24 protein-coding genes are annotated in these 26,497 nt (G+C 58.4%); 7 read left to right on the top strand and 17 right to left on the bottom strand.

The genetic code is table 11. The features are described from left to right. Positions 1–618, bottom strand: coding sequence for an OmpH family outer membrane protein (locus E9954_RS19435; RefSeq protein WP_136080941.1), 618 nt, complete (start codon positions 616–618; stop codon positions 1–3). Positions 619–644: 26 nt separating this feature from the next. Between E9954_RS19435 and E9954_RS19430 the strand changes: the two genes are divergently transcribed. The 3 genes from E9954_RS19430 to E9954_RS19420 all read left to right on the top strand — a co-directional run bounded on the left by E9954_RS19430 (position 645) and on the right by E9954_RS19420 (position 3,914). Further along, on the top strand, positions 645–830 hold the full coding sequence (locus E9954_RS19430; protein WP_136080940.1) for a hypothetical protein: 186 nt from the start codon (positions 645–647) through the stop codon (positions 828–830). Between the two features lie 753 nt (positions 831–1,583). Beyond that, positions 1,584–3,332 (top strand): Na/Pi cotransporter family protein, encoded by a 1,749-nt coding sequence (locus E9954_RS19425; protein ID WP_168442416.1) that lies wholly within the window; start codon positions 1,584–1,586, stop codon positions 3,330–3,332. 84 nt (positions 3,333–3,416) lie between these two features. Beyond that, complete coding sequence (locus tag E9954_RS19420; RefSeq protein ID WP_168442415.1) at positions 3,417–3,914, top strand: cell wall hydrolase; 498 nt, start codon at positions 3,417–3,419, stop codon at positions 3,912–3,914. 69 nt (positions 3,915–3,983) lie between these two features. Here E9954_RS19420 and E9954_RS19415 read toward each other — a convergent pair whose 3' ends face one another. The 6 genes from E9954_RS19415 to E9954_RS19390 all read right to left on the bottom strand — a co-directional run bounded on the left by E9954_RS19415 (position 3,984) and on the right by E9954_RS19390 (position 13,442). Beyond that, the gene (locus tag E9954_RS19415; protein WP_136080937.1) at positions 3,984–6,083 is read right to left on the bottom strand and encodes a right-handed parallel beta-helix repeat-containing protein; all 2,100 of its coding nucleotides are present in this window, start codon (positions 6,081–6,083) and stop codon (positions 3,984–3,986) included. 32 nt (positions 6,084–6,115) lie between these two features. Beyond that, positions 6,116–7,930, bottom strand: a complete 1,815-nt coding sequence (locus E9954_RS19410; protein WP_136080936.1) for a UTP--glucose-1-phosphate uridylyltransferase — start codon at positions 7,928–7,930, stop codon at positions 6,116–6,118. A gap of 227 nt (positions 7,931–8,157) precedes the next feature. Further along, positions 8,158–10,233: an ATP-binding protein gene (locus E9954_RS19405; RefSeq protein WP_136080935.1), complete on the bottom strand. Its 2,076-nt coding sequence runs from the start codon at positions 10,231–10,233 to the stop codon at positions 8,158–8,160. 153 nt (positions 10,234–10,386) lie between these two features. Then, on the bottom strand, positions 10,387–12,003 hold the full coding sequence (purH, locus tag E9954_RS19400) for a bifunctional phosphoribosylaminoimidazolecarboxamide formyltransferase/IMP cyclohydrolase (RefSeq protein ID WP_136080934.1): 1,617 nt from the start codon (positions 12,001–12,003) through the stop codon (positions 10,387–10,389). A 149-nt stretch (positions 12,004–12,152) separates the two neighbouring features. Continuing rightward, positions 12,153–12,794, bottom strand: a complete 642-nt coding sequence (gene trhA, locus E9954_RS19395) for a PAQR family membrane homeostasis protein TrhA (RefSeq protein WP_136080933.1) — start codon at positions 12,792–12,794, stop codon at positions 12,153–12,155. 111 nt (positions 12,795–12,905) lie between these two features. Next, complete coding sequence (locus tag E9954_RS19390; protein WP_168442414.1) at positions 12,906–13,442, bottom strand: cupin domain-containing protein; 537 nt, start codon at positions 13,440–13,442, stop codon at positions 12,906–12,908. 146 nt (positions 13,443–13,588) lie between these two features. Here E9954_RS19390 and E9954_RS19385 point away from each other — a divergent pair, with 146 nt between their 5' ends. Next, on the top strand, positions 13,589–14,428 hold the full coding sequence (locus tag E9954_RS19385) for a helix-turn-helix domain-containing protein (protein ID WP_136080931.1): 840 nt from the start codon (positions 13,589–13,591) through the stop codon (positions 14,426–14,428). 122 nt (positions 14,429–14,550) lie between these two features. Further along, the gene (locus tag E9954_RS19380) at positions 14,551–15,219 is read left to right on the top strand and encodes a PEP-CTERM sorting domain-containing protein (RefSeq protein ID WP_136080930.1); all 669 of its coding nucleotides are present in this window, start codon (positions 14,551–14,553) and stop codon (positions 15,217–15,219) included. A 70-nt stretch (positions 15,220–15,289) separates the two neighbouring features. On the opposite strand, the gene E9954_RS19375 is transcribed toward E9954_RS19380, so the two are convergent. The 3 genes from E9954_RS19375 to E9954_RS19365 all read right to left on the bottom strand — a co-directional run bounded on the left by E9954_RS19375 (position 15,290) and on the right by E9954_RS19365 (position 18,072). After that, positions 15,290–16,711 (bottom strand): ArsB/NhaD family transporter, encoded by a 1,422-nt coding sequence (locus tag E9954_RS19375; protein ID WP_136080929.1) that lies wholly within the window; start codon positions 16,709–16,711, stop codon positions 15,290–15,292. A gap of 13 nt (positions 16,712–16,724) precedes the next feature. Beyond that, a complete protein-coding gene (locus E9954_RS19370) occupies positions 16,725–17,648 on the bottom strand; it encodes a PTS sugar transporter subunit IIA (protein ID WP_136080928.1) in 924 nt (307 codons plus the stop codon). Positions 17,649–17,736: 88 nt separating this feature from the next. After that, positions 17,737–18,072 carry a hypothetical protein gene (locus tag E9954_RS19365; RefSeq protein ID WP_136080927.1) on the bottom strand — a complete coding sequence of 112 codons (336 nt, stop codon included), beginning with the start codon at positions 18,070–18,072 and terminating at the stop codon, positions 17,737–17,739. Positions 18,073–18,264: 192 nt separating this feature from the next. Between E9954_RS19365 and E9954_RS19360 the strand changes: the two genes are divergently transcribed. Continuing rightward, positions 18,265–19,737: a hypothetical protein gene (locus E9954_RS19360; protein WP_136080926.1), complete on the top strand. Its 1,473-nt coding sequence runs from the start codon at positions 18,265–18,267 to the stop codon at positions 19,735–19,737. A 2-nt stretch (positions 19,738–19,739) separates the two neighbouring features. After that, on the top strand, positions 19,740–20,693 hold the full coding sequence (locus E9954_RS19355) for a hypothetical protein (protein ID WP_136080925.1): 954 nt from the start codon (positions 19,740–19,742) through the stop codon (positions 20,691–20,693). Positions 20,694–20,715: 22 nt separating this feature from the next. Here E9954_RS19355 and E9954_RS33095 read toward each other — a convergent pair whose 3' ends face one another. The 7 genes from E9954_RS33095 to zwf all read right to left on the bottom strand — a co-directional run bounded on the left by E9954_RS33095 (position 20,716) and on the right by zwf (position 26,467). Continuing rightward, positions 20,716–21,258, bottom strand: coding sequence for an IS630 family transposase (locus E9954_RS33095; protein WP_222847246.1), 543 nt, complete (start codon positions 21,256–21,258; stop codon positions 20,716–20,718). A 4-nt stretch (positions 21,259–21,262) separates the two neighbouring features. Then, positions 21,263–21,652 (bottom strand): IS630 transposase-related protein, encoded by a 390-nt coding sequence (locus tag E9954_RS33090; RefSeq protein WP_222847016.1) that lies wholly within the window; start codon positions 21,650–21,652, stop codon positions 21,263–21,265. 55 nt (positions 21,653–21,707) lie between these two features. After that, on the bottom strand, positions 21,708–23,027 hold the full coding sequence (locus tag E9954_RS19345) for an APC family permease (RefSeq protein WP_136080924.1): 1,320 nt from the start codon (positions 23,025–23,027) through the stop codon (positions 21,708–21,710). 10 nt (positions 23,028–23,037) lie between these two features. Beyond that, on the bottom strand, positions 23,038–23,712 hold the full coding sequence (locus E9954_RS19340; protein ID WP_136080923.1) for an O-methyltransferase: 675 nt from the start codon (positions 23,710–23,712) through the stop codon (positions 23,038–23,040). A 63-nt stretch (positions 23,713–23,775) separates the two neighbouring features. Continuing rightward, positions 23,776–24,519, bottom strand: coding sequence for a tRNA pseudouridine(38-40) synthase TruA (gene truA / locus E9954_RS19335; RefSeq protein ID WP_136080922.1), 744 nt, complete (start codon positions 24,517–24,519; stop codon positions 23,776–23,778). Positions 24,520–24,623: 104 nt separating this feature from the next. Further along, entirely contained in the window at positions 24,624–24,938 is a 315-nt protein-coding gene (gene cutA, locus E9954_RS19330) for a divalent-cation tolerance protein CutA (protein ID WP_136080921.1), read from the bottom strand. Next, a complete protein-coding gene (gene zwf / locus E9954_RS19325) occupies positions 24,938–26,467 on the bottom strand; it encodes a glucose-6-phosphate dehydrogenase (protein ID WP_136080920.1) in 1,530 nt (509 codons plus the stop codon). Before zwf ends, cutA begins: the two co-directional genes overlap by 1 nt. Positions 26,468–26,497 lie beyond the last annotated feature (30 nt).

Below are 26,497 nucleotides of genomic sequence, written 5' to 3'. Positions count from 1 at the left end.
CTACTCCTCAGCCTTTTTTTCAACCTTGAACTCAGGTTCCGCGGCCTTGGTGCTTTCGCGACCTTCGTTCAGAACCGCCAGAACATCGGCCGTGATATCGAGCCGCGGAATGGAATACAGCACGGTATCCGTGCCGATCCGGCTTTGCGCCGAGCGGTCGATGACGGCTTGATAGCCATGCTCCTTGCCGTAGTTGATGATCGCCTCGTGGATTTCATCGAAGAGCTTTTTGGTCATACGCGTGTTCTGCTGCTCCATCTGCTGCATGCGGAGCTTTTCGAAATCGGTCATGTCCTTCTCCTTTTTCTGGAGATCAACCAGCTTTTCCTCCAGCTGGTCGCGCTTGTTTTGGCGAACTTCGTTGCTCAATGTTTCGTCGCGCGAATCGGTACGAAGAACTTCAATTTCCTCCTTCAGCACCTTGACCTCTTCCTCGATTTCATCGCGCTCCATCTTGATGTCATCGGCCTGCTGGCGTATCTGGTCTTGCGCCAATTCGGTTTTATAGAAACGCTTGAACACTTCCTGCAGATCCACATACGCAACTTCTTCAGCGGCACCGGCACCAGCCGCCACCAGGAAAACAGCCATTACCAGGCTCGGGAAAATCCTCTTCATACTCTTCGTCCTTTCTATGAAAACAGATGGAAACTGTACTCAACCCGCAACACCCTGACAAACAAATCGTGCGCATTTCCAATGCATTCCCCATGCCTGGAACCACGCACCGCTCCGACGACTTGACGGTAAACCAAACTTTACGTCGCAACGAGCCCGAGAACCTCCTCCAAGCATCGGCAAAACTCTTGCTGGAACTCGAAATTTGCTAATTCGTGGCCACAAAACACACCGGATCCGAATTAAAAAATCAATAAAATGACCTCCATCCCGACCCCGATAAACCATTGACCATGAAGGTTAAACGTTAATCCTCCACAGGGGGTCCAAAAAAACGTAGAAGATTTCTCTCGCCAGACTGAATAAAAAGTGATGAATTACGACCGTTCTCAGGAACAAAGGGCCTTATTGCCCGAATTGATCTTTAACAATCTAAAATGGGTATCATTGTTGGGTTCCCGTTTTCCGGCGCAAGGTTTCCCTCCTCTTTTCCTTGCGCCGTTTTTTTTTGCCAGAACGCCTGTGTGATTTTTTCACCCCTTTTTTTGAACATTAATTCCGGGTGGGGTCTAAGGCTGTATCTTATCCCTGAAAAACATGGTTCCCGGTTTGGGGGGCGTGTTTTAACGGTGCACGGTTTTTCCTCCTCTTTTCCGTGCACCGTTTTTTTGTGCCCCGACCGGACGCCAAGGCATCCTCCCTTTTAATCCACGCTTTTGTTGGACCATGATTTTTTTGTCGGGTTTTTTGAACCCTTTTCCACAGGGTGGTCTAAACATACGCAACAACTCCCTGATTGGCATGTCCCCACATGCCGGGCGGCGCATGGTTTTCTTCCCCTTTTCCATGCGCCGTTTTTTTCTCCACTCCCCCCTTCCGGACGGAAAAAGTGACGGCCGTCACTTTTTCCGTCCGCCCCCCCGGGCTCAAGTTGACTTCATCTCCCGGCCATGTATTCTGTTTCCATGAATGGATCCATCACTGAGTTGGTCTTTGGTCTACTGGGCGGGCTCGCCCTTTTCATCTTCGGCATGCGCACAATGAGTGCCGGGCTTTCGTCGGCGGTGGGCGATGGCATGCGTACGTTGCTCGGGAAGGCCACACGCAACCGACTGGCCGGACTCGGCCTGGGAACGGTGATCGGCGGACTCATCCAAAGCAGTGCCTCGGTCGTGCTGTTCATCGGATTCATCAACGCCGGACTGATGACCCTGACCCAATCCATCGGCCCGATTCTAGGCGCCAACATTGGCACCACGCTGTCGGTTCAGCTGATTTCCTTCAAACTGAGCGACTACTGCCTGCCGGCCATTTTCGTTGGATTGATGCTGAACATGGTTTCAAGAAACCGAAAGCTGAAGTATGGCGGGCAAGCGGTGCTGGGCTTCGGGCTTCTTTTTCTGGGCATGGTGTTCATGGGCGATTCCATTAAACCGCATCGCGAGATGTTCGAACCCTTGCTGATGCACATCAACGGGAAGACCCCGGGCGGCCTGATCACCGGAACCTTGGTGGCCGCCCTCATCACCGGCGTGGTGCAAAGCAGTGGAGCGGTCATCGGCATGGGGTTTGCGATGATTTCCGCCGGCGCCATTACTGAGTTCGAAGGCATCTACCCCATCATAATCGGCGCAAACGTCGGCACTTGCGTGACCGGCCTTTTGGGAAGCATTGGCACCACGGTCGACGCCCAACGTGCCGCCATTGTACACCTGGTCTTTAACCTGATCAGCACCACGCTGGCCATTGCCGCCTCGCCCTTGTTCTATAAATACGCCCCGCTCACCTCCGGCGACCTGATCCGCCAGGCCGCCAATGCCGACACCATCAAAATGGCCATCACCGCCTTGATGATGCTGCCGCTGGCTCCACTACTCATGAACATCGCCGTAAAACTGGTGCCCGCCAAAACCGAACAGCCCGAATCCAGCTTCCTCGACGACCAACTGCTCAACCGCCCCGAACAGGCCATCTTCGCCTGTCTGCGCGAGTTGCAGCGCACCACCCGCATCTGCGCCCGCAGCCTGCGTCTCGCCGCCGAGGAATTCATCCAGCACGACCCCAAGCGCGCAAAGCTGATTAAAGTGAACGAGCAAAGCGTGAATGCGATCAAGGCCACCATGCGCGACTTCCTGGCCAGCCTCACCCACCAATACCTCTCCAAGCGGCAATCCATTCTCATCGGGCACATCGACCGGTGCATGTCCGACCTCGAGCGGGTCGGCGACCACATCGAAAACCTTTCCAACATCGCCAAGCGGCAACGCTCCATTGCAACGGCACGCTTCAGCCCCGAAGTCATCGAAGACTGGCTGTCGATCCACCGCGCTGTCGATCATCTGCTGGAAAAGGTTATTGCATCCCTGGACCCCGAAACCGCCAACTTCCAGGAGGTTGCCAAGGAAATCATCGACCTGCGCGAACAATACACCCAAACCGCCATCACCGTCCGCAATGCCCACTACCAGCGCCTGGAAGAAAAGGAGATCACCCCCATCGCCGGGCTCTTGTTCAACGACTACCTCTCCAACTTCTGGAGGATCACCAAACACATCAAGAACATCGCGCTCGCCGAGCAGCATCCGCAGTTCTGGCTCAAGCGCGAAAAGCTATCGAAGGTCATGTCGGCCGAGGCACCGGGCTACACCCTGCCCGACACCATCAACCCCAACGACTACCTCGACAAGCTGCAATCGGATAATTACCGGCTGTAGCCCGTCCCCAAACAGTACGATATAAGCTGGCATCCGGCGTGTTCTTCTTTTTTACTGCACGATCCATTTTAACCAGGAATGTCCATGAGTACCCGACGAGAACTAACCACCAGCCTATTGAGCCTCTCCTTTGCCGCAACGGCCCAAACGGAAAAGCCCGAAACAATACCGGAGGATAGCGAGCTTTCCGCGCGCATCATCAGCTACACGCTGTTTGGCGAGGCGCGCGGCGAAACACTCAAAGGCAAGATGGCCATTGCAGCCGTCATCCACACGCGCGCCAACCTAAAGAACAAGTCCTATGCCGAAATATGCCTGCAGGAAGCGCAATTTTCCTGCTGGAACAAGCTGGACGGCGTCCCCGCGAACTACAGCACGGGGATAGACATGCTACCCATCGACGTCAAGGCTCGCAACGAATGCTATTGCGTGGCGTGGCTGCTCATCTCGGGACAATATAAATGGGAATCGCTGACGCATTTCTACAATCCGGACAAGGTAACGCCGGCGTGGGCGGTTTCGCTCCGACGCACCCAAAAGATCGGCAAACACATCTTTGGCTATTCCCACATCATTCCATGATGGATGGCAACCGCGACGACCTTGGCAAACTCCACATGGTCGAAGCGGAAGCCCATGGATCGCTGACGCTCATTCCCCCAACACGGGAGCGGCCCCCCGGAACAGCCTGATGCCGACCTCTTCGAGGTTGATGGGCTGAAAGCCCAGATCGAATGCGGGAGATTCCGGGCGCAACCGATAGTCACGTTTTTCGGCACTCACAAAGAGCGGATCGGCGATCAGGGAATGCACATCCTTGCCGCGCGCGCGCCATTCCCCGAGGCTCCATTTGGAAAAGGAAATTTCATCGGCCGCCGTTTCCGGATTGAAGTAAAGGTTGTAGTCCATCTCGAAGGTACTGGAAGCCTCCCGCCCTCCCGCGGGATCCTTCGCGCTAAAATGGAACGCATAGGGCTTGTCCGCCCAGTTGCCCTTCAGCAGCTCCCCTTCATCCCAGAAACAGATGTTGTTTTCGAAATAGAAACTGGTGTGCGGCTCCATGCGACCGCGGCTCAGCAGGTTCATGCGCGAGTGCGCGAAGATGTTGTTCCGCACCGTGATCTCCTTGGCGTAATGGACGTTGTAGGCCGAAAACTTGGTGTCGAACACCACGTTGTTTTCAACCAGGATGTGCGACGACCCTTCGTCGTTGTAGATCCCCCATCCGCCGTAGTGGTTGGCGTCGATGTTGTGGATCAGGTTGTTGCGGATGACGGTTCCAGGCGAGACCCCGAGGGTGTAGACCGCACCCATGTCCGAAAGCAGCCCCTGCCCGATGTCGTGGATATGGTTGAACTCAACGAGGTTGTCGCGCGCCACGCTGCGTTGGTAGCCCCATTCCCAGCCGATGGAGATCCCGGTGTAGAAGCCATGATGGATATGGTTGTGCGCAATCCGGTTGCCGCTTGAATGCGTAACAAGCAAACCAACCGCGGAAGGATAGGTTTCGCCGTAGTGGTGCAGATGGTTATCCGAAACGATATTGTTGCCGGTACGTTCGAGCGGGTGGCTTCTTTCGTCGCCCCCCCCGATGCGCACACCGCCGCCGCCCAGCCAAGCGAGCGTATTGTGGGTTAAGGCAATGCCCGAACAGCCGTTTCCAATTTCAAAAGCCCAGGTGCCCGTTTTTTCCACCGAGCAAGCGGTGAAAGCGCAATGCCGCGCGCCCTTGAACCGGATGGCGGCGGGCACGGAAGAAGAGCCCTGCCGGTCGTTCGAATTGCCCTTCGGTAGCCGCCAGCGCGTGTGCCGGAAGCCGATTCCCTCGAAGCGCACGTGCTCGACATAGTCCCTTTGCATCGGCCGCCCGCGAAACTCCGCCCAATTGGGAACCACCGGAACAACCACTTCGGCGGTTTTCATGTCCTCATCCGGAAACGGGATGTAGTGCAGCACCCCGCTCTCGCGGTCGAGATACCATTCGCCCGGCGCATCCAACCCCTCGTACACATTCTCAACCAGGTAGCGCGCGCCTTCGTCGAGAAAATCGTCGGTAAAAACCTTTCCGGCCTTGTGCTTGAACGTAACGATCCTGCTTTCGGCATCGACCTCGCGAATGGGCAGGTGCGAATCCGTCCAGTAGTGATAGACAATCACCTCGACGTCGGACAGGTTGCGCCAAGCCGGATCGATGTCGCCCGGCGCATATTCAAAGCGCTGGCAGTCGGTGTGATAGTGCACCTCCCGCCCGCCATCCGGGAACCCCGCAACGCGCAGGAAACCCTCATTGGGAATACGGGCACGCCGCCGCAGGTTGCCGTTCACATAGAGCTGAACGAAGTCGCGCGGCACCGTTTTTGGATCCGGCAGCTGCGCCGTCCACACCCCATTGCCCGCCGGCTTCCAGCCGCCGATTCCACGACCGCCGTCAACCACGGGCCGCGCGCCCGGAAGCGCCTTGTAGACCACCGGCGCGTCCAGGGTTCCAGAATCCGCCGGGGTAAAGACCAGCGGTTGCTCCAGACGGTGCGTTCCGTCGTGGAGAAAGATCGTCACCGGTTGCCTACCGGCACAATCCCGCACGGCCTGCTGCGCCCGTTTCAGGGAGAGAAAAGGTTCACGGCGGTGGCCATCCGCCTCGTCCGACCCCGTTGGAGACACATGGAATTCCAGCTGAGCGGTTGCGGCGCAAGCCAGCATCAACAGCCCTGCGACTGCCAACCCCAACCCACTACCGCATCGATTGCCCATTCTGGCTCCAGTATGGCTGTAACGGCGGCGTCCTATGGCTGAACAGTGTATTCGCCGGGTTCGTCGAACTCGAAGATGGCCGCGCCGCGGTTTTCGAACCGGTAGCCGCGAATCTTGAGATATTCCGGAACATCCGCGTCGGCACCGAGCTCGACCAGCTCGAATCCCTCGTTTTCGAACTTGCCCTTAACGGTTACCTTTGCGCCTTCGCAGGCCTTGACCACAAGGCCGGTCGTGCCGGAAAGCTCGACGTTCTCGAGTTTGATGTCCGCACCTTCGAGGATCAGCGTGGCCTCTCCGGAGATCGAACCACCGGCAACCTTTTCGCGTCCTTCGGCCAGCGTCATCGCGAATGAGGGGCGCAGAATCACCTTCGGGCCCAGCGTGAACGGTACGCCCAGGATCATTTTTTCCCCGGCCTCCTCCACCTTCATGCCCGCCACTTCCAGCCGGGCGCGCCCGGCGCCGTAGAAATCGTTCTCCGCCGTGGCACTGGCATCGGCCGGGCCGCCGGAGGCAATCTTCGCGGCCGCATCGGCAACGTTGTTCTTGTTGGGGGAGAAACTCCACATGCGATCGAAGATGGTGACGCCCACTTTTTCAGCTTCGCCAAAGAGCTTCGGCAAATCCTGCATCATGGTTTCGAGGCGGGTCGGCTTCTTGAAAGCGGTCTTGGTTTCATCCGAATATTTCGGATTCACGAACTCGGCAATGATGCCCTGCGAGGCTTCGAGGATCCTGACATAGGAATCGACCTTGATGACCAGCGTGTTGCAGTTGCCCGGGAAGGGCGAGAACCCGGTCTCGTCGGCCACATCGCCCTCGGGATTGATGGTGGCGCGCAGCAGCGGGTCGAGCTGGTTGTATTCGACGTTGAGCGTGAACTCCCGGCCTTCGCCAACCAGGCGGGCCAGACCGCCGACGGCTTCGCCCGGCTTGCGCCGGATCGCCAGCGAGTTGAAGTCGTAGCCGTGTTCAACCGAGACCCCGATGGCGGCCGGCAGCGTGTTGAAGCTGGGGCCGTTGGTGTCCTGGATGAACATGAAATATTCGATGCCCTCGGCCGCCAGCTTGGCCGCAACACCGCTGGTGTGCAGCAGCATATGGATGTCGCCATGGCCGTGCGGCTTGAGGATCAGCTGATACGCCGATTCCAGCGCCAACGCGCCGTCGTTGTCGGCGATGGCCGGCACAAGCTCCTGCTGGAGGATGTGCACCTGCTCCTTCCGGAGACCGAAATAGTGGTTGGCCTCCAGCGACTCGATGGTTTTCGGGCCGGTATCCTGCGAAACCATGATGATGAACGGAACCGGCCGTTTGGATGCCGAGCGCGCCTGCATGGCCAGCAGGTTGTCGGCATAGTGCTTGAGGTAGGACGTTTGCTCCAGCACCTCGACGGCGATATCGAGCTTGATGCCGTTGTAGCCCAGGCGCTCGCCGAGGCCGCCAGCCACGAGGACGACGCCAACCTTGTCGAACTTGCCGGCACCGATGGCCTCGTATTGCTCGAACGCTTCGGAAAACGACGTGAGATCCACTTTTTCCGGCTGTTCCGGCGTCAGCCCCTCGAAGGGATTGGCGCCGGCCTTCGATTCGGCCAGCAGCTTGCGGGCATTGGCAATGTAGCCCGACAGGCCGCCCGGATAGTTGCCGTTGATCTTCACCAGCGAATCGAGAAACGCGGCCTTGGCCTCGTCGTTGGTGCCGGGTTCGTCCCATCCGGCGAAGAGGTGCGCCTGACCGGCGGCAACCAGCGCCGCCACCAGCTCCTGCCGCGATTCGGAAATGGTTCCCCAGTTGGCCTTCAGGCCGGCGAGTTCGGTGTTGTCCATAAAAGTTGGCTCCATCGTTTCCTCCAATAATGTGAAAATTCAAAATCGAGCCTGCATCATGCGAAGACGCGGCGGCGTTTGCCATAGAAAAATCGTCCGTTTTCATGGAGATTCCGTGCGGAAATCCGATTGCCCCTCAAAGGTTCCGCAAAAAAGGCCCCGGAGCATTTCCGGGGCCTTTGCACTTGCGATGCAAGAGAGGGCTAATGCTTGAAGTGGCGCATGTTGGCCTTGGCCGCAGCCTACAGCCCGCAAGCGCAACGGATTGGTTCCTCGCCGGGGAAGTGCTCGCGCAACTCGCCGAGGAGGGCTTCATAGTTGACGGGCTTGGAGATGTAGCCATCAAAACCCTGGGCAAGGAAACTTTCGCGCTCGCCCTTCATGGCATTGGCGGTGACGACCACAAGGGGAATTTCGGCACCGCCGGGTAGGGAGCGAATGGCTTTCGAGGCCGCGAGACCGTCCATGACCGGCATTTGAATATCCATAAAGATCAGATCGAACTCGTCGGAACGGAACGCCCTCACGGCTTGCGCGCCGTCGGAGACTGCGACGACCTCGACGCCCGCCTTGGCCAGCATACGGCTGATCACCTTTTGGTTCACCACGTTGTCCTCCGCAAGCAAAACCCGCTTGCCCAGCGCACCCGGCACCCGATCCTCCCGCCCGACCGTTGCCACGGAAACGGAGGAGAGAAAGTCTTTGCTTTCCGAACTCAACGCGGCGCTTAGGTCGCAGGGAAACAAGGGCCGCCTTAGAATGACGCTAAACTCGGAATCGAGCATGAAGCCGGGCGGTTGCTGGCTCAATCCGCACATGGCCACGAGCTTCGGCTCCCGGCCTGCGGCGTGCGCCCGCACCCATTGGTTTAGCCGCGCCAGCTCCCTTTGCGTTACATGGGAGTCCAGCACAATGTAATCAAACCACGCATTGCGCTTTCGCAACGTATCGAGCAATTCATCGAAACAGGTCGTGACCACCGCATCCATATCCAGCGAACGGGCGGAGCGATAGAGGGTCATGCGACTCAGCGAATTCGCGCAACACCCCGCGATACGGGTTCCGCGAAACGGCATGGACTCCGCGGCGCGCTCCGCCGAATCCAGCGCGCCGACACGCGCCGTGAAATAGAACCGGGTGCCGCACCCGGGCGAACTCTCGGCACGGATATCTCCGTCCATCACCTGGGCGATGCGGCGGGAAATCGTCAATCCCAACCCGGTCCCCCCAAACTTGCGGGTCGTGGAGACGTCGGCCTGAACAAAAGGGTTGAACACACGGCCGAGCGTCTCCTGATCCATGCCGATGCCGGAGTCCTCGACCGTAAACACGATTTCGCCCCCCTCTTTTCCGTGGGACTCGTAGTCCACCTCAAGCAAGACATGCCCCTCGCAGGTAAACTTGATCGCATTGGACAGCAGGTTCACCAAGACCTGCCGGATCCGCGTGGGATCGCTCAAGACCAGGGGAGGTACGCGGTCGCCGACCACACAGCCCAACTCGAGCCCCCGCTCGAAGGTGTTGACCGCCAGCAGGCGGCAGAGCGACCGCGCCATCTCGCGGATGTTTACGGTAATATGCTCCAGTTCAAAACTCGACGACTCCACTTTCGATAGGTCGAGGATATCGTTGATGATTTCGAGCAGGGCCTCCGAAGAGGAACAGATGTCGCGCACATACTCCTGCTGGACTTCGTCGAGGCTAGTCCCTTTCAACAGCTGGCTCATGCCCATAATGCCGTTCATGGGGGTGCGGATCTCATGACTCATGTTCGCGAGAAAACTGCTCTTGGCCTCGCTGGCCTTTGTGGCCTCGCTACTGGCGACCCGCAGCCGTTTGTTCATATCCCGCACGTTCTCGGCCATCGCCTGGGTGTGCTTGAGTTGCTGATCGAGCAGGCGCTGCTGAAGCGCCACCAGCAACCGGGAGGAAATGCTCCCGAGGAATCCCTCGTGCTCGTCCAACAGGATCACATCCTGGTTGAGGTCGGGAACCTTCCCAGAAAAATGCGACTGCAAGGCATCGCGCAAGCGGGTTCCCTGCCGCAGCACGCGGATGTTGGTCTCCATATGCGCGGCGACCGGATCCTTGTCGTACAGCGCGTGGCCATACGGCCCCGCCCACAGCGTACTCAGATAGGCCCGGGAACAAACCCCGACCACCTCGCCAACGCTCATGGCCGCGACATAGCTCAAGTCCACCGACTTAAACAACACGCTGACCTCCTCGATCGTCGTCTCCACGGCCACCCACGTTCGATGATGCGTGAAGGGAACCAAGTCCCGCGTGTCAAAATCGATATCGTCGCCCAGAATCATTGTGGTTATTTCCCCCCCGTCATACGTCCGCCTTCCGCACGAGGCGTGCCATTAAGCCTTGATGCAGAAACCCTAACCCAATCCTAACCAGACGCAAAAAAACCCGCTCGAAAAGCGGGTTTCGAGCGGGTTTTCCGAGATCTAATCTCATGATCAGTGCTTGAAGTGGCGCATGTTCGTCATCGCCATGGCGATGCCATACTTGTTGCAGGCGTCGATCACTTCGTCGTCGCGGATGGACCCGCCGGGCTGGACGATGAACTTCGCGCCCATTTCGCTGGCGGCATCAATGCTGTCGGCGAACGGGAAGAAGGCTTCCGAAACGAAGACGCATTCGCCGATCACCTGCTGGATTTCCTCGTCGGAGATGTCCGGATTCTCGGTTTTCAGGTTTTCGACCGCCTTGGAAACGGAGAGCTTTTTGAGCGCATCGACACGGTTCGGCTGCCCGGCGCCCATGCCGAGCACACGGAACTGGCCGGGCTTGTATTCCTGCACCAGCACGATGGCGTTCGATTTGGTGTGCTTGGCCGCCGCAATGCCGAACAGCGCGAGTTCCTTCTTGGATTCGTCGAAGGGTGCCTTGGTCGGCACGCTCCAGCTTTCGAGGATCTCGGTATCGACATCCTGCACCAGTAGGCCGCCATTGACCTGCTTGACCATGCGCTGCGGCAGGGCCTTGCCCATCGGCTTCTTGAGCTTCAGGATCCGCAGGTTCTTTTTCTTCATCAGGTGATCGAGCGCGTCCTCGGCATAGCCGGGGGCGATGATGGCTTCGATGAAGCGGCCATCGAGGCACTGCGCCGTTGCAAGGTCGACCTGCTTCGTGACGGCGATCACGGAACCGAAGGCGGAGATCGGGTCGCCCGCCCAGGCGGCCTCGAACGCTTCGGCGAGGGTTTCGCCGGTGGCGTAGCCGCACGGATTCGTGTGCTTGATGACGGAAACGCCGGGCTTGCCGGAAAGGTCTTTCACCGCTTCAAGCGCCCCGTCACCATCGACATAGTTGTTGTAGCTCATCTCCTTGCCGTGCAGGACCTCGGTCTGGGCAATGGTCGATTCGCGGGATTCGGCATCCTTGTAGAGCCAGGCTTTCTGGTGGGCATTTTCGCCGTAGCGTAGCTCGGTGCCGTCGGAATAGGCCTTTACAAACGGCTTGGAAAGATTCTGGTCGGCAACCTGCCCGGCGAGGTAGGTGGCAATGGCCGCGTTGTATTCGGCGGCTCGGGCATAGACCTTCTGACCGAGCACGAAGCGGAAGGCCTCGGTGGTGGCACCATTGTTCGCCTTCATTTCGCCGATCACCCGGGCGTAGTCGGCCGGATCGGTGACGACGGTGACAAACTTCATGTTCTTGGCGGCGGAGCGGATCATGGTCGGGCCGCCGATATCGATCTGCTCGATGGCCTCCGCCAGGGTGACGCCCTCCATGGCAATGGTTTCCTCGAACGGATAGAGGTTGACGCAAACCAGATCGATCTGGCCAAGACCATGATCCATCATGGTTTTCACATGGTCTTCGTTATCGCGCATGTAGAGGATGCCGGCGTGCACCTGCGGGGTGAGGGTTTTCACGCGGCCATTGAGCATTTCCGGGAATCCGGTGAACTCCGAAACATCCTTGACCGGAATACCGGCCTCGCGAATGGCCTTCGCCGTTCCGCCGGTGGACAGCAGCTCCACGTCCATTTCATGCAAATGACGGGCAAAATCGAGGATTCCCGCCTTGTCGGATACGCTCAGCAGCGCGCGTTCAATCTTTACATCCATCGTCCATCTCCCTTGGGTTCAAATCGAAACCCCTGTTGTACCTAGCCGCCGGTGCGAATGCACGGATTTTTTCAATTGTCGGCATTTTTTCGCCCGGGGTATATCATCCAGCACCCCCGATCGTGGGTGCTGGATGATATACCCGGCCTTCAGAGCGCGATGCCGAAGAGGACGCTGAAAAAGTGGCAAAGGCTGCCGGCGAGGACAAAGAGGTGCCAGACGGCGTGCGACCATTTGAGCGATTTCCAGGCATAAAAGATGGCTCCGACGGAATAGCAGAGCCCGCCGGCGGCCAGGAAAACGAATCCGGCGGTGGTGAGCTCGCGGAACAGGGGCTTGACGGCAATCACGCAAAACCAGCCCATGAACAGGTAGCTGGCCAGCGAGACCACCTTGAAGCGCCCGGTGAAAAAGGCTTTGAAAAAGATGCCGACCAGCGCGGCGCCCCATATGGCCCCGAAGATGCTCCACCCCAGCGCACCGCGCAATGGGGCAAGGGCGAACGGCGTGTAGGTGCCGGCAATGAGGAGATAGATGGCGGAGTGGTCGACGATCTTGAGCACGGCCTTGGCGCGGGGATTCGTGATGGCGTGGTAAAGCGTTGAACTGAGGTAGAGCAGGATGAAGGTGGTGCCATACACCGCGCAGCTCACCACCTCCCACGGGCTTTTCCGCAGTGCGGAAAAAACCACCAGCACCGCGAGCACCGCAAGGCCCGCAAAGAAGCCGATGCCGTGCGTGATGGAGTGCGCCAGCTCCTCGCCAAAGCTATAGGGGCGTTTATCAGTCACAGGAATCCTTTTTGGGTAATGCGTAATGCGTAATGCGTAATGCGTAATGCGTAATGCGTAATGCGTAAAACGCTCGTTCCGAAGGCCACCCAGTCAATTACGAATTACCCGTTACGTCAAGGTTTTCCAGTGCTTCAGCAATGAACCGATTTTCCCGTAGACGGGGTCGAGTTTGGGCAGCGGGACGGCGGCGATGGCGCGATCGGCGGCGGGCCGTTCGCCGGGTTTGCCATATTTCATGTCGGGTGTCTGCCCGGCGGGATAGCAACCGACGGTGCGGAAGCGGGGCGAGCACTGGATGTTCCTATGGCACAGGCCCGCCGGAAGAATGACAACGTCGCCGGCCTCGGCCACGACCTTGAAACCCTTTTCACCGCCAAACTGGACGGTGACGGTTCCACGATAGATACAGAGGCATTCGTGGGCGGTGCTGTGGTAGTGGTGGTAGTCGTAGAGCCCCCAGCGCCAGCTGTTCCCCCATCCGTTCGACTGGATCAACTTTTCAATCTCGTCCGGCGCACCGTCCGGGGGCAGCTTGAGCGCCTGGTCGTAGATCACCAGCGGCAGCTTGGGATTATTGGGAAAGTTGCCGTTTAACGGGAACAGCTTCACGACCGTGCTTTTCGGTTGCTGGACAATTGCGTTCATAGGCAAATCCATACCAGACCCTCGCCTAGATTGCACCCCCTATCCACTCCCCCGAAAACTCTTTCCCGCGCGAAACAAATCCACATCAATCTTGCCAAACACGCTTGGAGACGTTATGAAAAAGGTGTCAGCAGGGAGGGAAAAAGATGGTAGGCGAATTCCATTTCAAGAATATGGTACCGCCAGAGGAGGTGCTGCCCAAAGGGAGCAGCGAATCCAAATGCCTGGTCGAAGATGTGGGGAACTGGTTCTCTAAATACACCGGCGAATCCATTGTTTTCGGCTTTCCCCGCCGCAGGGATAAGGATGGCCGGTGCATTCTCCAGCCCAAACCCCACCCAAAATGCATGGCCGACTCATGTCCTTCGGGCAAGGAATGCCAGGACTATTGGTCTAACCAGTTTGGCGCGACCAAAGGTTCGCATGCGATTGCCCAATGGCAATGCCCTGGAGGAAACACCGTTTTCCTTGGATGCATCTGCATCGGAACCCAACTGCTTGGTTTTGGCAAGGTGGTTCTCCGCACGCCGCACGAACCCATGCATACCTCCCTCATAAAAAGTGCCGTACACGGCACCCTCCGGGAAATGGAGCTGGCCATTGAAAACAGCATCCTGAAGCAGAAGCTGAAAACAAAAGGGAGTTCCCCTCCGGAAAACCATCAATCAGACGAGGGGATTCCGGCGAACGAGCATCCCTGCGTGAACCACGCCATTGAATACATTGCCGAACACTACCGCGACCACGACCTGTCGCTCACCACCGTCGCCGACGCCATCGGCATCAGTTCCTGCTACCTTTCGAGCCTGTTCCGCGAAGCCACCGGTGAAACCTTCCATGAACAGGTCAGGAACCTGCGCCTGGCCACTGCTCGGGAACTCATGGAAGACACAAACCTCAGTCTTTCCGAGATTGCACGGCGCAGCGGCTTTTCCACGCCCCGCAACCTCCGCCGCGCCATCCAGCAGACCGAAGAACACGAATAGCCCAATTCGAAAGAATTGGCTCCCTTTCGAATCCTTTGGATTTTGCGCCCTTCCGCCTGCCGATCCTATGCTCCCGATGTTCCTGACGATCAGGAATCAAAACAAGCCAAGGAGAGAGAAAAATGAAACGCATGGAAATACTACTCGTTGCAGCCATGGCAATCGGCATGGTTCCCGTTGCGCTGGCGGTTCCGGTACCTGCGCAAATATGGGACTCTGCCAGGCAGGATCCATTGGAGGACTTGCCCGGCTGGCACGAACTGGGAATTGGATTCCCAGCCGATGAAGCCATATTCGCAACAGACGTACCGGATCTGTACATCCCCTGCCCTGCAGACTACGAAGGTGGTCAGAACTACAGGATCACGATACAGAACCTGAGTCCCAACCATTGGACAGACCTCCACTACGTGGCCGACCCACAAACCACCTTCTCTAACGACGACGGGGAAGCCCAGGATCTGACGGTGCCCGGATGGACCCTGGCTTTCAGGATCGATTCGGTTGGATTAAACCAACCACTCGTGTTCGAAAGCATGACGCAGGACAACATTTTCGAACCCGGAGAGGTTTGGGAATTCGTGGTTCAGGACTACAACAACACACTCGGTCTTGCCCCATCCCTGTTGGATTCATGGGACGGCTTCGGGCAGGGTCGGATTTCGTATGCCTCCGATGGCGGCCCGCCCTCGTCCGCAAGCATCATCGCCATCCCGGAACCGAGCACGTTGGCCTTCATGGGCGTGGCCGGAGCAATCGCCCTATTCATCCGGCGCTTGAAGATTTGCTGATCCCAAAAAAAAGGAAATGCATGGAACGCCCCGCCTTGAGCGGGGCGTTTTTTGTGAACCGGTCACGGTCCTACTGCGGCATGTGGGGCGCCATGACGGAGAGCATGCCCCAGGCGATGAGCATGGCAATGAAGGCGGAGAGTGCGCCGATCTTGAGCCATTGGATGAAGCCGACGTGGGCGTGCGACTGTTTTTCGAGCATGCCGAGCGCAACAATGTTGGCCGTGCTGCCGATCAGCGTGATGTTTCCGCCGAAGCAGGCACCGAACAGGAGCGCCCACCAGAGCGGCATGGCGGGAACGCTTTCGCCCAGCGCCGTGATGACCGGCGAAAAGGCCGCCACGAAAATGACGTTGTCGACAAAGGCCGAGCCAATGGCGGTGGTGGCCATGATCGATGGAATGAGGATGCCGGGCTTGTCGCCGCAGGCATTGACGAAGCCATCCGCAATCACTTTCGTTACCTCGGTATGCTCCAGGGTTCCGGCAATGGCGAAGAGCAACATGAAAAAGAGCAGCGTCCACCAGTCGACCTCGTGCTCGACATAGTGGCGGGCGCGGTCGCGCTTGATGATCATCACCACACCGGCGCAAGCGAGCGGCGCAACCAGCAGGATGCTGTTTTTATCGAGGCCCAGCCCCTCCTCCAGCGCATGGTGCGAGGCAATGAATGCGAGGGTGAACAGCAGGAGCGCCAAGCCGCGCTTGTAGGGCACCTCGACCTTGGGCACGAGGCTCAACTGGCGTTCCATGCGGTCGCGCAGGCGCTCATCGAACAGGTCGAGCTCCTTGCGGAACCATACGAGGGTGATGGCCACGCAGGAACCCAGCGAAACCAGCATGATCGGGAATGCCCACTGGAAAAAGTCGCCGAACGTGAGGCCGGCCTTGGTGCCGATGAAGATGCCGACGGGATTGCCCATCATGGTTCCGGCGCTGCCGATGTTGGTGCAGAGCACGCAGATGATGATGTAGGGCGTCGGATTCAGCTTGAGCCGGTTGCAGACCTGGAAGATGAGCGTGGCAATGAAGATGATCGAGGTCACCTCGTCGACCGCGCAGGCCAGCAAGGCCGACGCGACGGAGGTGGCGGCAATGAACTTGCGGCCCGTCATCTTGGGAATCGAAATGAGCGCCTGGACCACCCAGGTGAAGAAGCCGAGGTCGCGCAAGGCCCCCACCACGATCATCATGCCCACCAAAAAGAGGATGACGGGCAGCTCGGCCGAGGTGACGAAGCTTTCGATGCTCAGCGAGTGGGTGAAGATGAGCACCGTCAGCCCGAGGAAGGCGATCGATAGGCGGAACGTCCAGAAAAAGAGGGTTCCGAGGATGATGGCCAGGAATACGCTCGACGCCACCACTTGCTTATCGGTAAAGCCCGCAAACATGGCCCCGGAAATTCCGATGCCGACGCTGATCGCCAGCAGCATGAGCATGCGCAGCATCAGTTGTTTTGTGGTGAGTACCGCCCCGTTGTCGTCGCTATGCATAACCTATCCCCTTCTACGCCCAGAAAATCTGCGAACTGAAACCGTCGAGGTTGACCGACCCCAGGAACCTGCGCCCGTCCACCACCTGGATTTGGCGGATCCGCTGCATCAGGAAAATCTTGGCCAGCTGGATGGCCGGCACGTCGGGCGCGATGGCGACATACTTGTCGTGCATGAAATCCGCCACCTTGGTTTCGGAATCCTTGCGGAGCAGTTCGGCAAATGGCTCGAAGTTTTCGATGGGGCTGAGATCCTCCATCCAAAGCAGATGCTGCGGCAAGCTCTGCCCGAGCAGGTCTTCGAGGGCGATCACGCCGCGCAGGTCGCCGTCGGAATCGACAATGGGAATATCCATGATCCGGTTCGAGCAGAACGCCTGGATGGCATGGGCAAGCGTATCGCCTTCGTCGAGGGTGACGGGGTTGGAATTCATGATACTGGAGGCGTTGAGCCTGATCTCCACCTTTTCCGGCCCCTCGGTCAGGATGCCGAAGGCCTCGCGGGTGTCGCCGGCCACGGAGAGGCGCTTGATCATGTGGGGCGCGGCGAGCGTTTTGGAGAGCGAGGCCATCAGGCGCAGATAGGCGCCGGGGTCGTCCTTCGGCGTGAGGATCAGCACGATGACATGCACCGGCTCCTCGCCCACCGCTTCGAAATCGATGCCCGAGTGCGAGGTGGCGAGCGCCAGGGAGGGCTTCGCCAGCCCGGCCAGGCGTGCATGCGGCAACGCCAGGCCTTCGGCCAGGACGGTCGGCGCCTGCCGTTCGCGTTCGAGCACTGCCGAAACTGCTTCGGCGCGATCGAACCCGCCGAGCTGGCGATGGAGCACCCCCACCAGCTGGTCTATGGCCTTATCGCGCGAGTCCGCATCGACATCGCAGAGGATGCACTCCTCCTGAAGATAGTCCGCCAGGCGGACTTCCTTGGTCGTCATCATGTTTCCACCCCTGTGTTATTGCACAAAAAATCCCGGCGGGCCGAAGAGCACACCGGGATATATGAAATAGGATCATGCGTGTTCCGAATCAGATGGCAAAACCGTTGAAAAGAAGAATGACGAGCGTCAGCAGGCAGACTCCGCAGAGCCCGAGCGAAAACCAGGGCAACGCGCCGCCGTTGACGCGGCGGCAACCCAGCTTGGAATAGGCCGATGCCCCCGCAAGCGCAAGGGTGGCCATCAGCACCAGCAGGAAGACGGCTTTGTTCTGCCCGGCGTGCGGCACCCGGCTACCGGCCGGCCCCACCAGCGGGAGAATCATGCTCAGGAAGAAAAACGAGAGCGCCGACAACACGGCCAGCACATTCCCTGTCGCCGGCCGGAAGATGAAACCTAATGCCTGATTGTTTTCGTTCGTGTCCATGCTGCCTTTAAATGGGTTGGAAAATACAGGGTTGGAATATAGGCGGCTTTGCGCCGGCTTGGAAGAAAAAACAGCCTTCAACCCGGCGGGATGGAACCCCTGCCCAAATCGCATCGAAATCTTTGACTTTGGGCTTACGATTCGACTACACTTGCGGGCTGTAGGTGGTCGTGCGCAAAGAACCGAGGGGTTATGGAAGTCCAGAAGAAGAAAAAGAGAATCGTTAATTCGAGTGCCGCGCTCATCAGTATCGGTATCCATGTCCTACTGATTGTTCTGGCCGGCGGAATGGTTGCGCTCAAGTTCTACAAGAAGCGGGGCGCCGGCTTCCAGGTCGAGGACGAAAAACCCAAGCTCGAGCGCCGCAAACTGCAAATGCCGGTCAAGACCGAACCCTTCATCGAACAGATGACCAAGCCCAAGCTGCAGACCACCTCGCGCATTACCGCCAATACCCCGCAGATGGTCAACATTCCCGAACAGGGCGAATATGTGAAAATGGCGCCCATGCCCACCTTCAAGGGCGGCTACACCAACTTTGTGCAGATGGACCGGACCCTCGAGTTCAACTCGAAATACCGCGACGTCTCCTTCGGCATCTCCTCCGTCGATTTCTTCGGAACGCGCGGCAAGGCCGAAAAGGTCTGCGTGGTGGTCGATGCCTCGAAATCAATGCTCTACGACGACCGCGGCGGAATCGAATCCTACCAGATGGTGCATGACGACCTGCGCGAGGTGATCGGCAACATGCGTTCGGCCACGCTCTTCAATGTCGTGTTGTTCGATGAAGACGACGTTGCGCTCTTCAACCAGAACATGGTTGCCGCCACGCCCACCGCAAAAACGAATGTGCTCGAATGGGTCGGCGGCATCAACACCAACCTGGCGCTGGTCGGGCTCTCCGAGGGACAAGCCAACTACACCGCCAAGCGGCAATACGAAATCCCCATGTCGACGACCGACGTCACCGGCTGGCTGAAGGGGTTCCAGGCCGCCATCGAGCAGAAGCCCGAAATCATCTTCGTGCTGAGCGCCGAATGGGGCAACATTACCGCGCCCGAGCTGGGCATGTCCTACTTCCTGCGCCGCGACAAGTTCGAGCAATACCAAAAGAAGCGCGTCCAGTATTTCCTTGAGGAGGAGGACTTCAAAGAGGAGTGGGACGGCTACGTTGCCGAATTCGACCAACTGCGGAAGATCAGCTTCAAGATGCTGCAACTGGAAAACCAGGCCCGCGAAGAGGCCGAAATGCAACCCAAGGTGGTGCGCGACTGGGACGAAATCCTCTACGACAACAACATCGAACTCCCCATCCCCCCCCTCGCCAAAGACCAGCAGAAAGTCGGCATCATGCCGATCGAAACACGCTACACCCTCGACGAAGTGCTCGAATCGTTCTTCGTGATCGTGATGGACAACTACCGCAACCTCGGCTTTCCCAATATCAATTTCGTAATGCTCCAAGGCGACGGCGCCACGGTCGATTCAACCGTCAAGGCCTCCATGATGACCTCCGAAGCCAAATTCCAGAACCTCACCAAGATGGTGGGAGGGCGCTTCCGTTTCCTGAAAGGCATGCCCAGGATCGATAATTATCTAACGCAAAGCATAGACGATGTCCTCGATGCCATTGCCGAAGACGATGCGGCCATGGGGGAACTGTGAAAATGAAAAAATATCTCCTCCAATCTGTTGTTGCCGCCCTGCTAACCTCTGCCGCCGTCGCCCAGTACGACGCCGGACAGCATACCTTCTCGAAGGACGGGAACACCATCACCGACAAGATCCTGAAGTACGACTCCGAGGAAGAGCAGGTCACGCTGGAAAACAACGGGCGCCATCCGCTCAAAACGTTCAGCCCCGCCGACCAGGAATACATCATCCATTGGAACCAGGTGGCCGGCTTCATGTCCACCATGCGCTTCAAGATGGACATCGCAAAAAGCAACTGGGCGCGCATGAAGCATGAACAAACCATCACGCCCTTCTACATGGATGCCATCCAGATCCCTGGGAAAAAGACGCCGAACCACCGCGTCATCATGGTGGATGACTACGAGGAATACAACGTCATCTACATGGAGGCCGAGGGCTATTCCATCACGCTGCGCAACCAGAACTTTTTCCCGATTGAAAACCTGACGGTCGAAAGCAAGGTCTACTACGAGCAGGAAAACTACACCACCCCCGACAGCCTGTTCGTCTCCTCCGAGAGCTCATACACCGACACCGTCGAGACCAACAAGGTGCGCTTTCTCTCCGAGTCCATTCCCATCATTGTCCCGCGAGAAGAAGTCACCATGCATTCCGAATGCGCCATCATCGTCGACCACCAGGTCGATCGCAACGCACTCGTCACCACCTCGGAAGACGAGGACGAAGAAGATGATGAAAGCGACGACAGCGAAGAGGACGAAGAAGATGCCGAGGAAACCATCGAAGGCTTCGGCGACTGGGATAACCATGGCCGCCGCCGCAAGGGCAAGGTCATCGGCGTTTGGTTCCGCATCGGCATCAAGGGCCTCGATGGCGAAATGATCTGGCGCGAAGCCATCGAACCCACCTCCTTGACGAAAAAGTACACCTGGGAAGGAGGCGTCATCGACAAAGACGCTGAATAGGGGTGGCGCCGCCTAGAGCAATTTAATTTAAACTGTAGCCGCATGAGGCAAACCAACCTTGAGCATCCGCCGCACTAACGCAACCTAAGGCAGCGCCGATCGCATCAAATAGAGATTCCTGGGAGCGCGCTTTTTCCCCGCGAAGCAATTGCTTTACTTTGCTCCACATCTTTTCGACGGGATTGAGATCAGGGCTGTAGGGCGGAAGGAACCAAACCTCTGCCCCAGCTTCTTCGATCAACTGTAACGAAGCCTTGTCCTTATGAGCCGAAAGGTTATCAAGCACAACGATATCGCCCACTCGAAGAGTCGGAGCCAGAACCTGTTCGACATAGGCACGGAATACATCGCCGCTTGTGGCGGAATCAATCGCCATGCAGGCTGTTTCTCCGTTGAAACGAATGGAGGAGATCATGGTGGTGGTACACCAATGGCCATGCGGAGCGTGATCGTACGCCCGCTCATTTTTCGGCGAGCGTCCGTACAGCCGAGTCATATTGGTCTTGGCTCCAGCCTCATCAATAAAGACCAACCGAGCAATGTCAAGTTGCCCTTGCATGGCCATCCACTCAGCCCGTGCGAGTTTCACGTCTTCGCGCCCTTGCTCGCTGGCGTGAAGCGTTTTTTTTAAAGCTCATCCCCATGTCCTTGAGTACATAGTGAATGGCAGGCAGCGTGCAATCGAGCTCCAGTTGCTCTCGGATCTCCCACAACGTGATATCAGGTTGCCGATCAATCAGCGTTTTCATCTGCTTCCGGTGCTCTTGGGTGAAGTAGGGTTTTCTTCCTGAATGGCTGTGAAGCGGGGCGATATCGCCGGTTCGCTTCCGTTGCGAGAGGAGCTTCTTTACCATACCAAGCGATACCTTGTATCGGTCAGCAATGTCCTGCCGGGTTCCTTCTCCGGCATCGTAGGTGGCCAGAATTCTCTGGCGTAGATCCAGTGATAGAGTGCTCATGCGAAGAACTCTACACAATGACTCATCTAATGGCTATAGAATTATTTAAAATGCTCTAATCCGACTCCGGCGGCGGCCCGTTTTTCGAGTTCCGCCAGCACAGCCCCCCACCCGCGGCCACAATGCCCAGCAACAGCAACAACCCGATGGGTTTGCCGGCCACGGCATACGACACCGAGCTGTAGAACATGAAGAGGGCCGCGCCGCAAAAAAGAAGGGGCACAACGGGATAGGCCACAACCTTGAAGGGGCGTTGCACCTGCGCATCCTTCCTCCGCAACCGGAAGAGCGCCAATCCCGTCGCCAGGAAGAAGAGCCAAACGGCGGGGGCGCTGTAGAGGATGGTTTCGATGAACGATCCGGCCAGCAGCACGATGGCCAGGGCAAGAACCCCCTGCAAGGCCAATGCGGCAACCGGTGTCCCGAGCGAAGGGTGCCAGGCGCCCAACCAGTTGAAAACACGATGGCCGGTTCCCATGGCATACGAAATCCGTGCCCCGGTAAAGACCAGCCCGTTCACCGCCCCCAGGGCGGAAATGCAGATGAGCACGGCAACCAAGCGTTCCGCCCCCCCGGGCATGAGCATTGCAACCGCATCCACCGCCACCGCGCCGGAAGCAGCCATGCCCTGGAAACCCAGCGCATGCAGGAAGGCGGCGTTGGCCAGCAGATAGGTTGCGGCCACCGCGACCGTGCCCAGCACCAGCGCACGGACAATGTTGCGCTGGGGATCCTTTATTTCGGCGGCCACATACGCCATTTCATTCCAACCGCCGTAGGTGAACAGCACGAGAATCATGGCCAACTTGAATCCATCGGACGAAAAGGCGGCTCCAACCGGAGCCGCATCGGCACCGGGGGCCAAAAAGCCCACCGCAACGATGAACAGCAGCCCGGCCAGTTTCACCACGGTCAGAATGTTCTGCGCAATCCGGCCTGCGCGTACGCCGACCATGTTGACGAGGGTCAGTGCAACAACGGCACCCGCGGCATAAGCCGTGCCCATCGCCGGGAATGGCGAATAGAGGGTGGCGGCATAGCGGGCAAAGACAAACGCCATCAGCGCAATGTCGCCCGGACGAATGATGGCCATCTGGCTCCAGCCAAACATGAATCCGGCCCACGAACCGTAGGCGCGGGATAGATAGACCACGTCGCCACCCTGCCTGGGATAGGCCGTGGCGAGCTCGGCGTAGCAAAGCGCACCGCACAACGCCAGCAATCCGCCCGCCAGCCAAACCGCCATCGTCCCGCCCCATCCCCCCATGCAGGCCGCCACCGTTGGCGTGGTTTCATAGATCCCCGCGCCAATGATGATCCCGACAATAATGCAGGTGGAATCGAACAACGACAGCGCTTTGGCAGGTGCCTTCACTACAGGTAAATCAACGCTTCTTCATGCTGATGGAAACCCCTGCCGCATCCATATGCACAAACAGGGTTTCAAGCTTGGGATCGGTTGTGATGGCCTCCACGAACGGGGGATGCGCCTGGCGCGTGTTCATGTTGTGGGCAACGACCAATCCCCCCGGACGGATTTTGGGCATGAGCTTTTTGAGATAATCGATGTAGCCATCCTTGTCCGCATCAAGGAACACGATATCGATCGGAGTATCGCCGAGTTCGAGCACCTTTTCATGTGCATCGCCGAAAACCAAGGTGACGTCCTTTTCCACCCCGGCGCGCTTGAAGTTGGCCAGCGCCTGATCGGCACGGCCACGGTCGATGTCATAGGTCGTCAGGTGCCCGCCGGTCTTTTGCAGCGCCATCAGGAACCAGAGGCCGGAATAGCCGTTGGATGTGCCGATCTCGACCACATGCTGCGCGTTCATCGATTCGGCCAGCAGGCGCAACAGGCGCCCGTCCTCGACCGGTACGTTCATGTTTCCGCGCCGATGGTTCCGATCCAGATCGTCGAGCACCTTCATGATCCGCTGCTCCACCTCGGTCTGCGGAAGGGTTGCGGACTGGAACAACGATGGGTCCGCCCCCCGCGGCGGGCGCTGCGCCTGGACGGCGATCAAGGAAACAACGAAGAACAGCAACAATGGGTTTTTCATGGCACACTCCTTCACGGTTTTACCGGAAGACGAGTGTAGCACCCGTTTTATTTTCCGCGAGCCTTAATAGAAGACCTTCCAGAGGAAGAGGCCGTGCGGCTGGGCAGTCTGCACGATGGCGGTGCGCTTGCCATGCGCAAATACATCGTGGATGATTTCCGGCTCGCGCCGCCCCATGCCGACATCGATCAGGATGCCGGCCAGACTGCGCACCATCTTATAAAGGAAGCCGCTACCCTGCACCTCCAACGTAATGTCGGCACCGTGCTTCCGGACCAAGAAGGAGTGGACGGTACGGACGGTGCCGTCCAGCTCGCGCCGCGGGTTGGCGGAAAACGGGGCGAAATCGTGCTCGCCCACCAGCAATTCGGCGGCGGTACGCATGCGGTCGACATCCAACGGGCGCCCTTCCTGCAGGCGGTAGAGCCGCTTCGTCGGCGGCACAATGAGGCCGTTGTAGATGAAATAGCGGTATTCCTTGCCGACGGCGCTAAAGCGCGCATGGAATTCGGGCGACACCCGCTCAAAGCTCGTCACCCGGATATCGCGGTCGAGCTGGGCGTTGAGCCCCCGCATGAAATAGTTGGGATCGATCGGCTTCGGCAAATCAAAATGCGCCACCTGCGCACGGGCGTGCACCCCGGCATCGGTGCGCCCGGAAGATTCAACGCGAACATGCTTCTGCGCCGTCATCTCGGCGAGCAACCGCTCCAACTCCCCTTGCACCGTTCGGTTGTGCGGCTGCACCTGCCAGCCGGAATAATTCGTGCCGTCGTACGAAACCTTGATCTTATAACGTGTGGACATCCCGGGAATGTCGAATATCGAATCCGGAATGTCGATTTCCGATGCAGATCATTTTCGCTCCGGACGGAAAAACTGACGGCCGTCAATTTTTCCGTCCGGGCCGTTTAGTCGGTCTGGCCCTCGATCCACCGAATAAAACCGGGATTGCCGTCGGCGATGGGTAGGCAGAGGATGCAGGGGACTTCGTAGGAATGGAGCTGTTTGACGCGGTCGATGAGTTGGGCCTTGCGGGGGTGGCTGGTTTTGAGGACGAGGGCGACCTCGCTGTCTTCGCAGAGCTTGCCTTCCCAGCGGTAGACCGACTGGATGCCCCCGAGAATGTTGGCGCAGGCGGCCAGCCGCTCTTCGACGACCGCTTTGGCAATCGCCCGCGCCTCGTCCCCATCCTTTGTGGTGACATACACAAAATAGGCTTCCACTATTTGTTTCTCCAGGCCCCCTCAACACCATGGAACAGCCAGTCGGCTTCGGGCATGCCCCAGGCGTTCGGCGGATAGGTGTAGGGTTTGAGCGCGTTTAGATTTTCGAGAATGGGTTGCACAACGCGCCACTCGGCTTCGACCTCGTCGGAGCGGGTGAAGAGCGTCGAGTCGCCGTGGAGCGTATCGAGCAGGAGCCGCTCGTAGGCCTCGGGCAGCGACTTGTTCCAGGTGCCGGAATAGGAAAAGTCCATCTTCACATCCTCGACCACGAAGCGCATGCCGGGCCGCTTGGTGCCGACCTTGAGGAAGATGCCCTCGTTGGGCTGGATCTGGAAAATGAGGGTGTTGGGCTTGATGCGGGTGATGTCGCAAACATCGTCCTCGCACTCGACCTGCTGGAAGAGCTGGAGCGGCGGCACCTTGAACTGCACAGCCACCTCGGTGGTCTTGCGGGCCATGCGCTTGCCGGTGCGCAACAGGATCGGCACCCCCGCCCAGCGCCAGTTGTTGATGGCCAGGCGCATGGCGACGAACGATTCCGTGTTGGATTCCGGATCAATGCGATCCTCTTCGAGGTAGCCTTTGATGCGGCCGCCCTCTCCATCGGTTCCGCCGCCATACTGGCCACGGAAGACGGCGTCGGAGATCTCCTTGCGGATGTCGAGCTTGGTGGCGTTGAGCACCTTCACCTTTTCGTTGCGGATCGATTCGGCGGAGAGGTCGCCGGGGGCTTCCATGGTGACGAGGCAGAGCAGTTGCAGCAGGTGGTTGGTGACCATGTCGCGGACGGCGCCGTATTCATCGTAGTAGCCGCCCCGTCCCTTTTCCATGCCGACGGTCTCGGAGGCGGTGATCTGGATATGGTCGATGTAGGAACGGTTGAAGACCGGCTCGAAGATGGCGTTGGCGAAGCGGAACGACAGGATGTTCTGCACGGTCTCTTTGCCGAGATAGTGGTCGATGCGGTAAACCTGCGATTCATCGAGATGCCGGAGCAGCTCGCTGTTCAAGGCCAGCGCGCTTTCCAGGTCGCGGCCGAACGGCTTTTCGATAACCACGCGCGTCCATGGGCCGCCGCCCGGCTTCACCACCAGCCCCGACTCCTTGAGCGATCGCACCGCCGTTTCGAACAACGATGGAATGATGGAGAGATAGAATAGGCGGTTTTCCGGGTAGGCTTCCTGATCCTCGAATTTCGTGCGCAGGTCGTCGTAGGCGTCCATGGAGGAAATGTCGCCTTTGTGGTAGCGGATATGGCTGACGAAACGCCCCACGGTTTCGTCGTCGGTCGGCAGGCGGGAAAACTCCTTGATGGAGTCGGCCATCATGGTGCGGAAGGTTTCGTCGTCGTAGTCGCGCCGGGCGAATCCGACGATGGTGAACTTTTCGGGCAGCAGGTCCTGCGCATACGCAATGTAGAGCGCGGGGATCAGCTTGCGATGGGTCAGGTCGCCGGAGGCGCCGAAGATGACGATGGTGACCGGATCGTTCACGCGGTTCTCGCCGATAATTCCAGAAGTTGCCATGGGATGATTGCTCCTTGTTGATTGCGGCGA

It is taken from the genome of Pontiella desulfatans (assembly GCF_900890425.1).
GTDB classification, from domain to species: Bacteria; Verrucomicrobiota; Kiritimatiellia; order Kiritimatiellales; family Pontiellaceae; genus Pontiella; species Pontiella desulfatans.
Note: the sequence above shows the minus strand (reverse complement) of the source record. Positions and strands in the feature narration are given on the sequence as shown.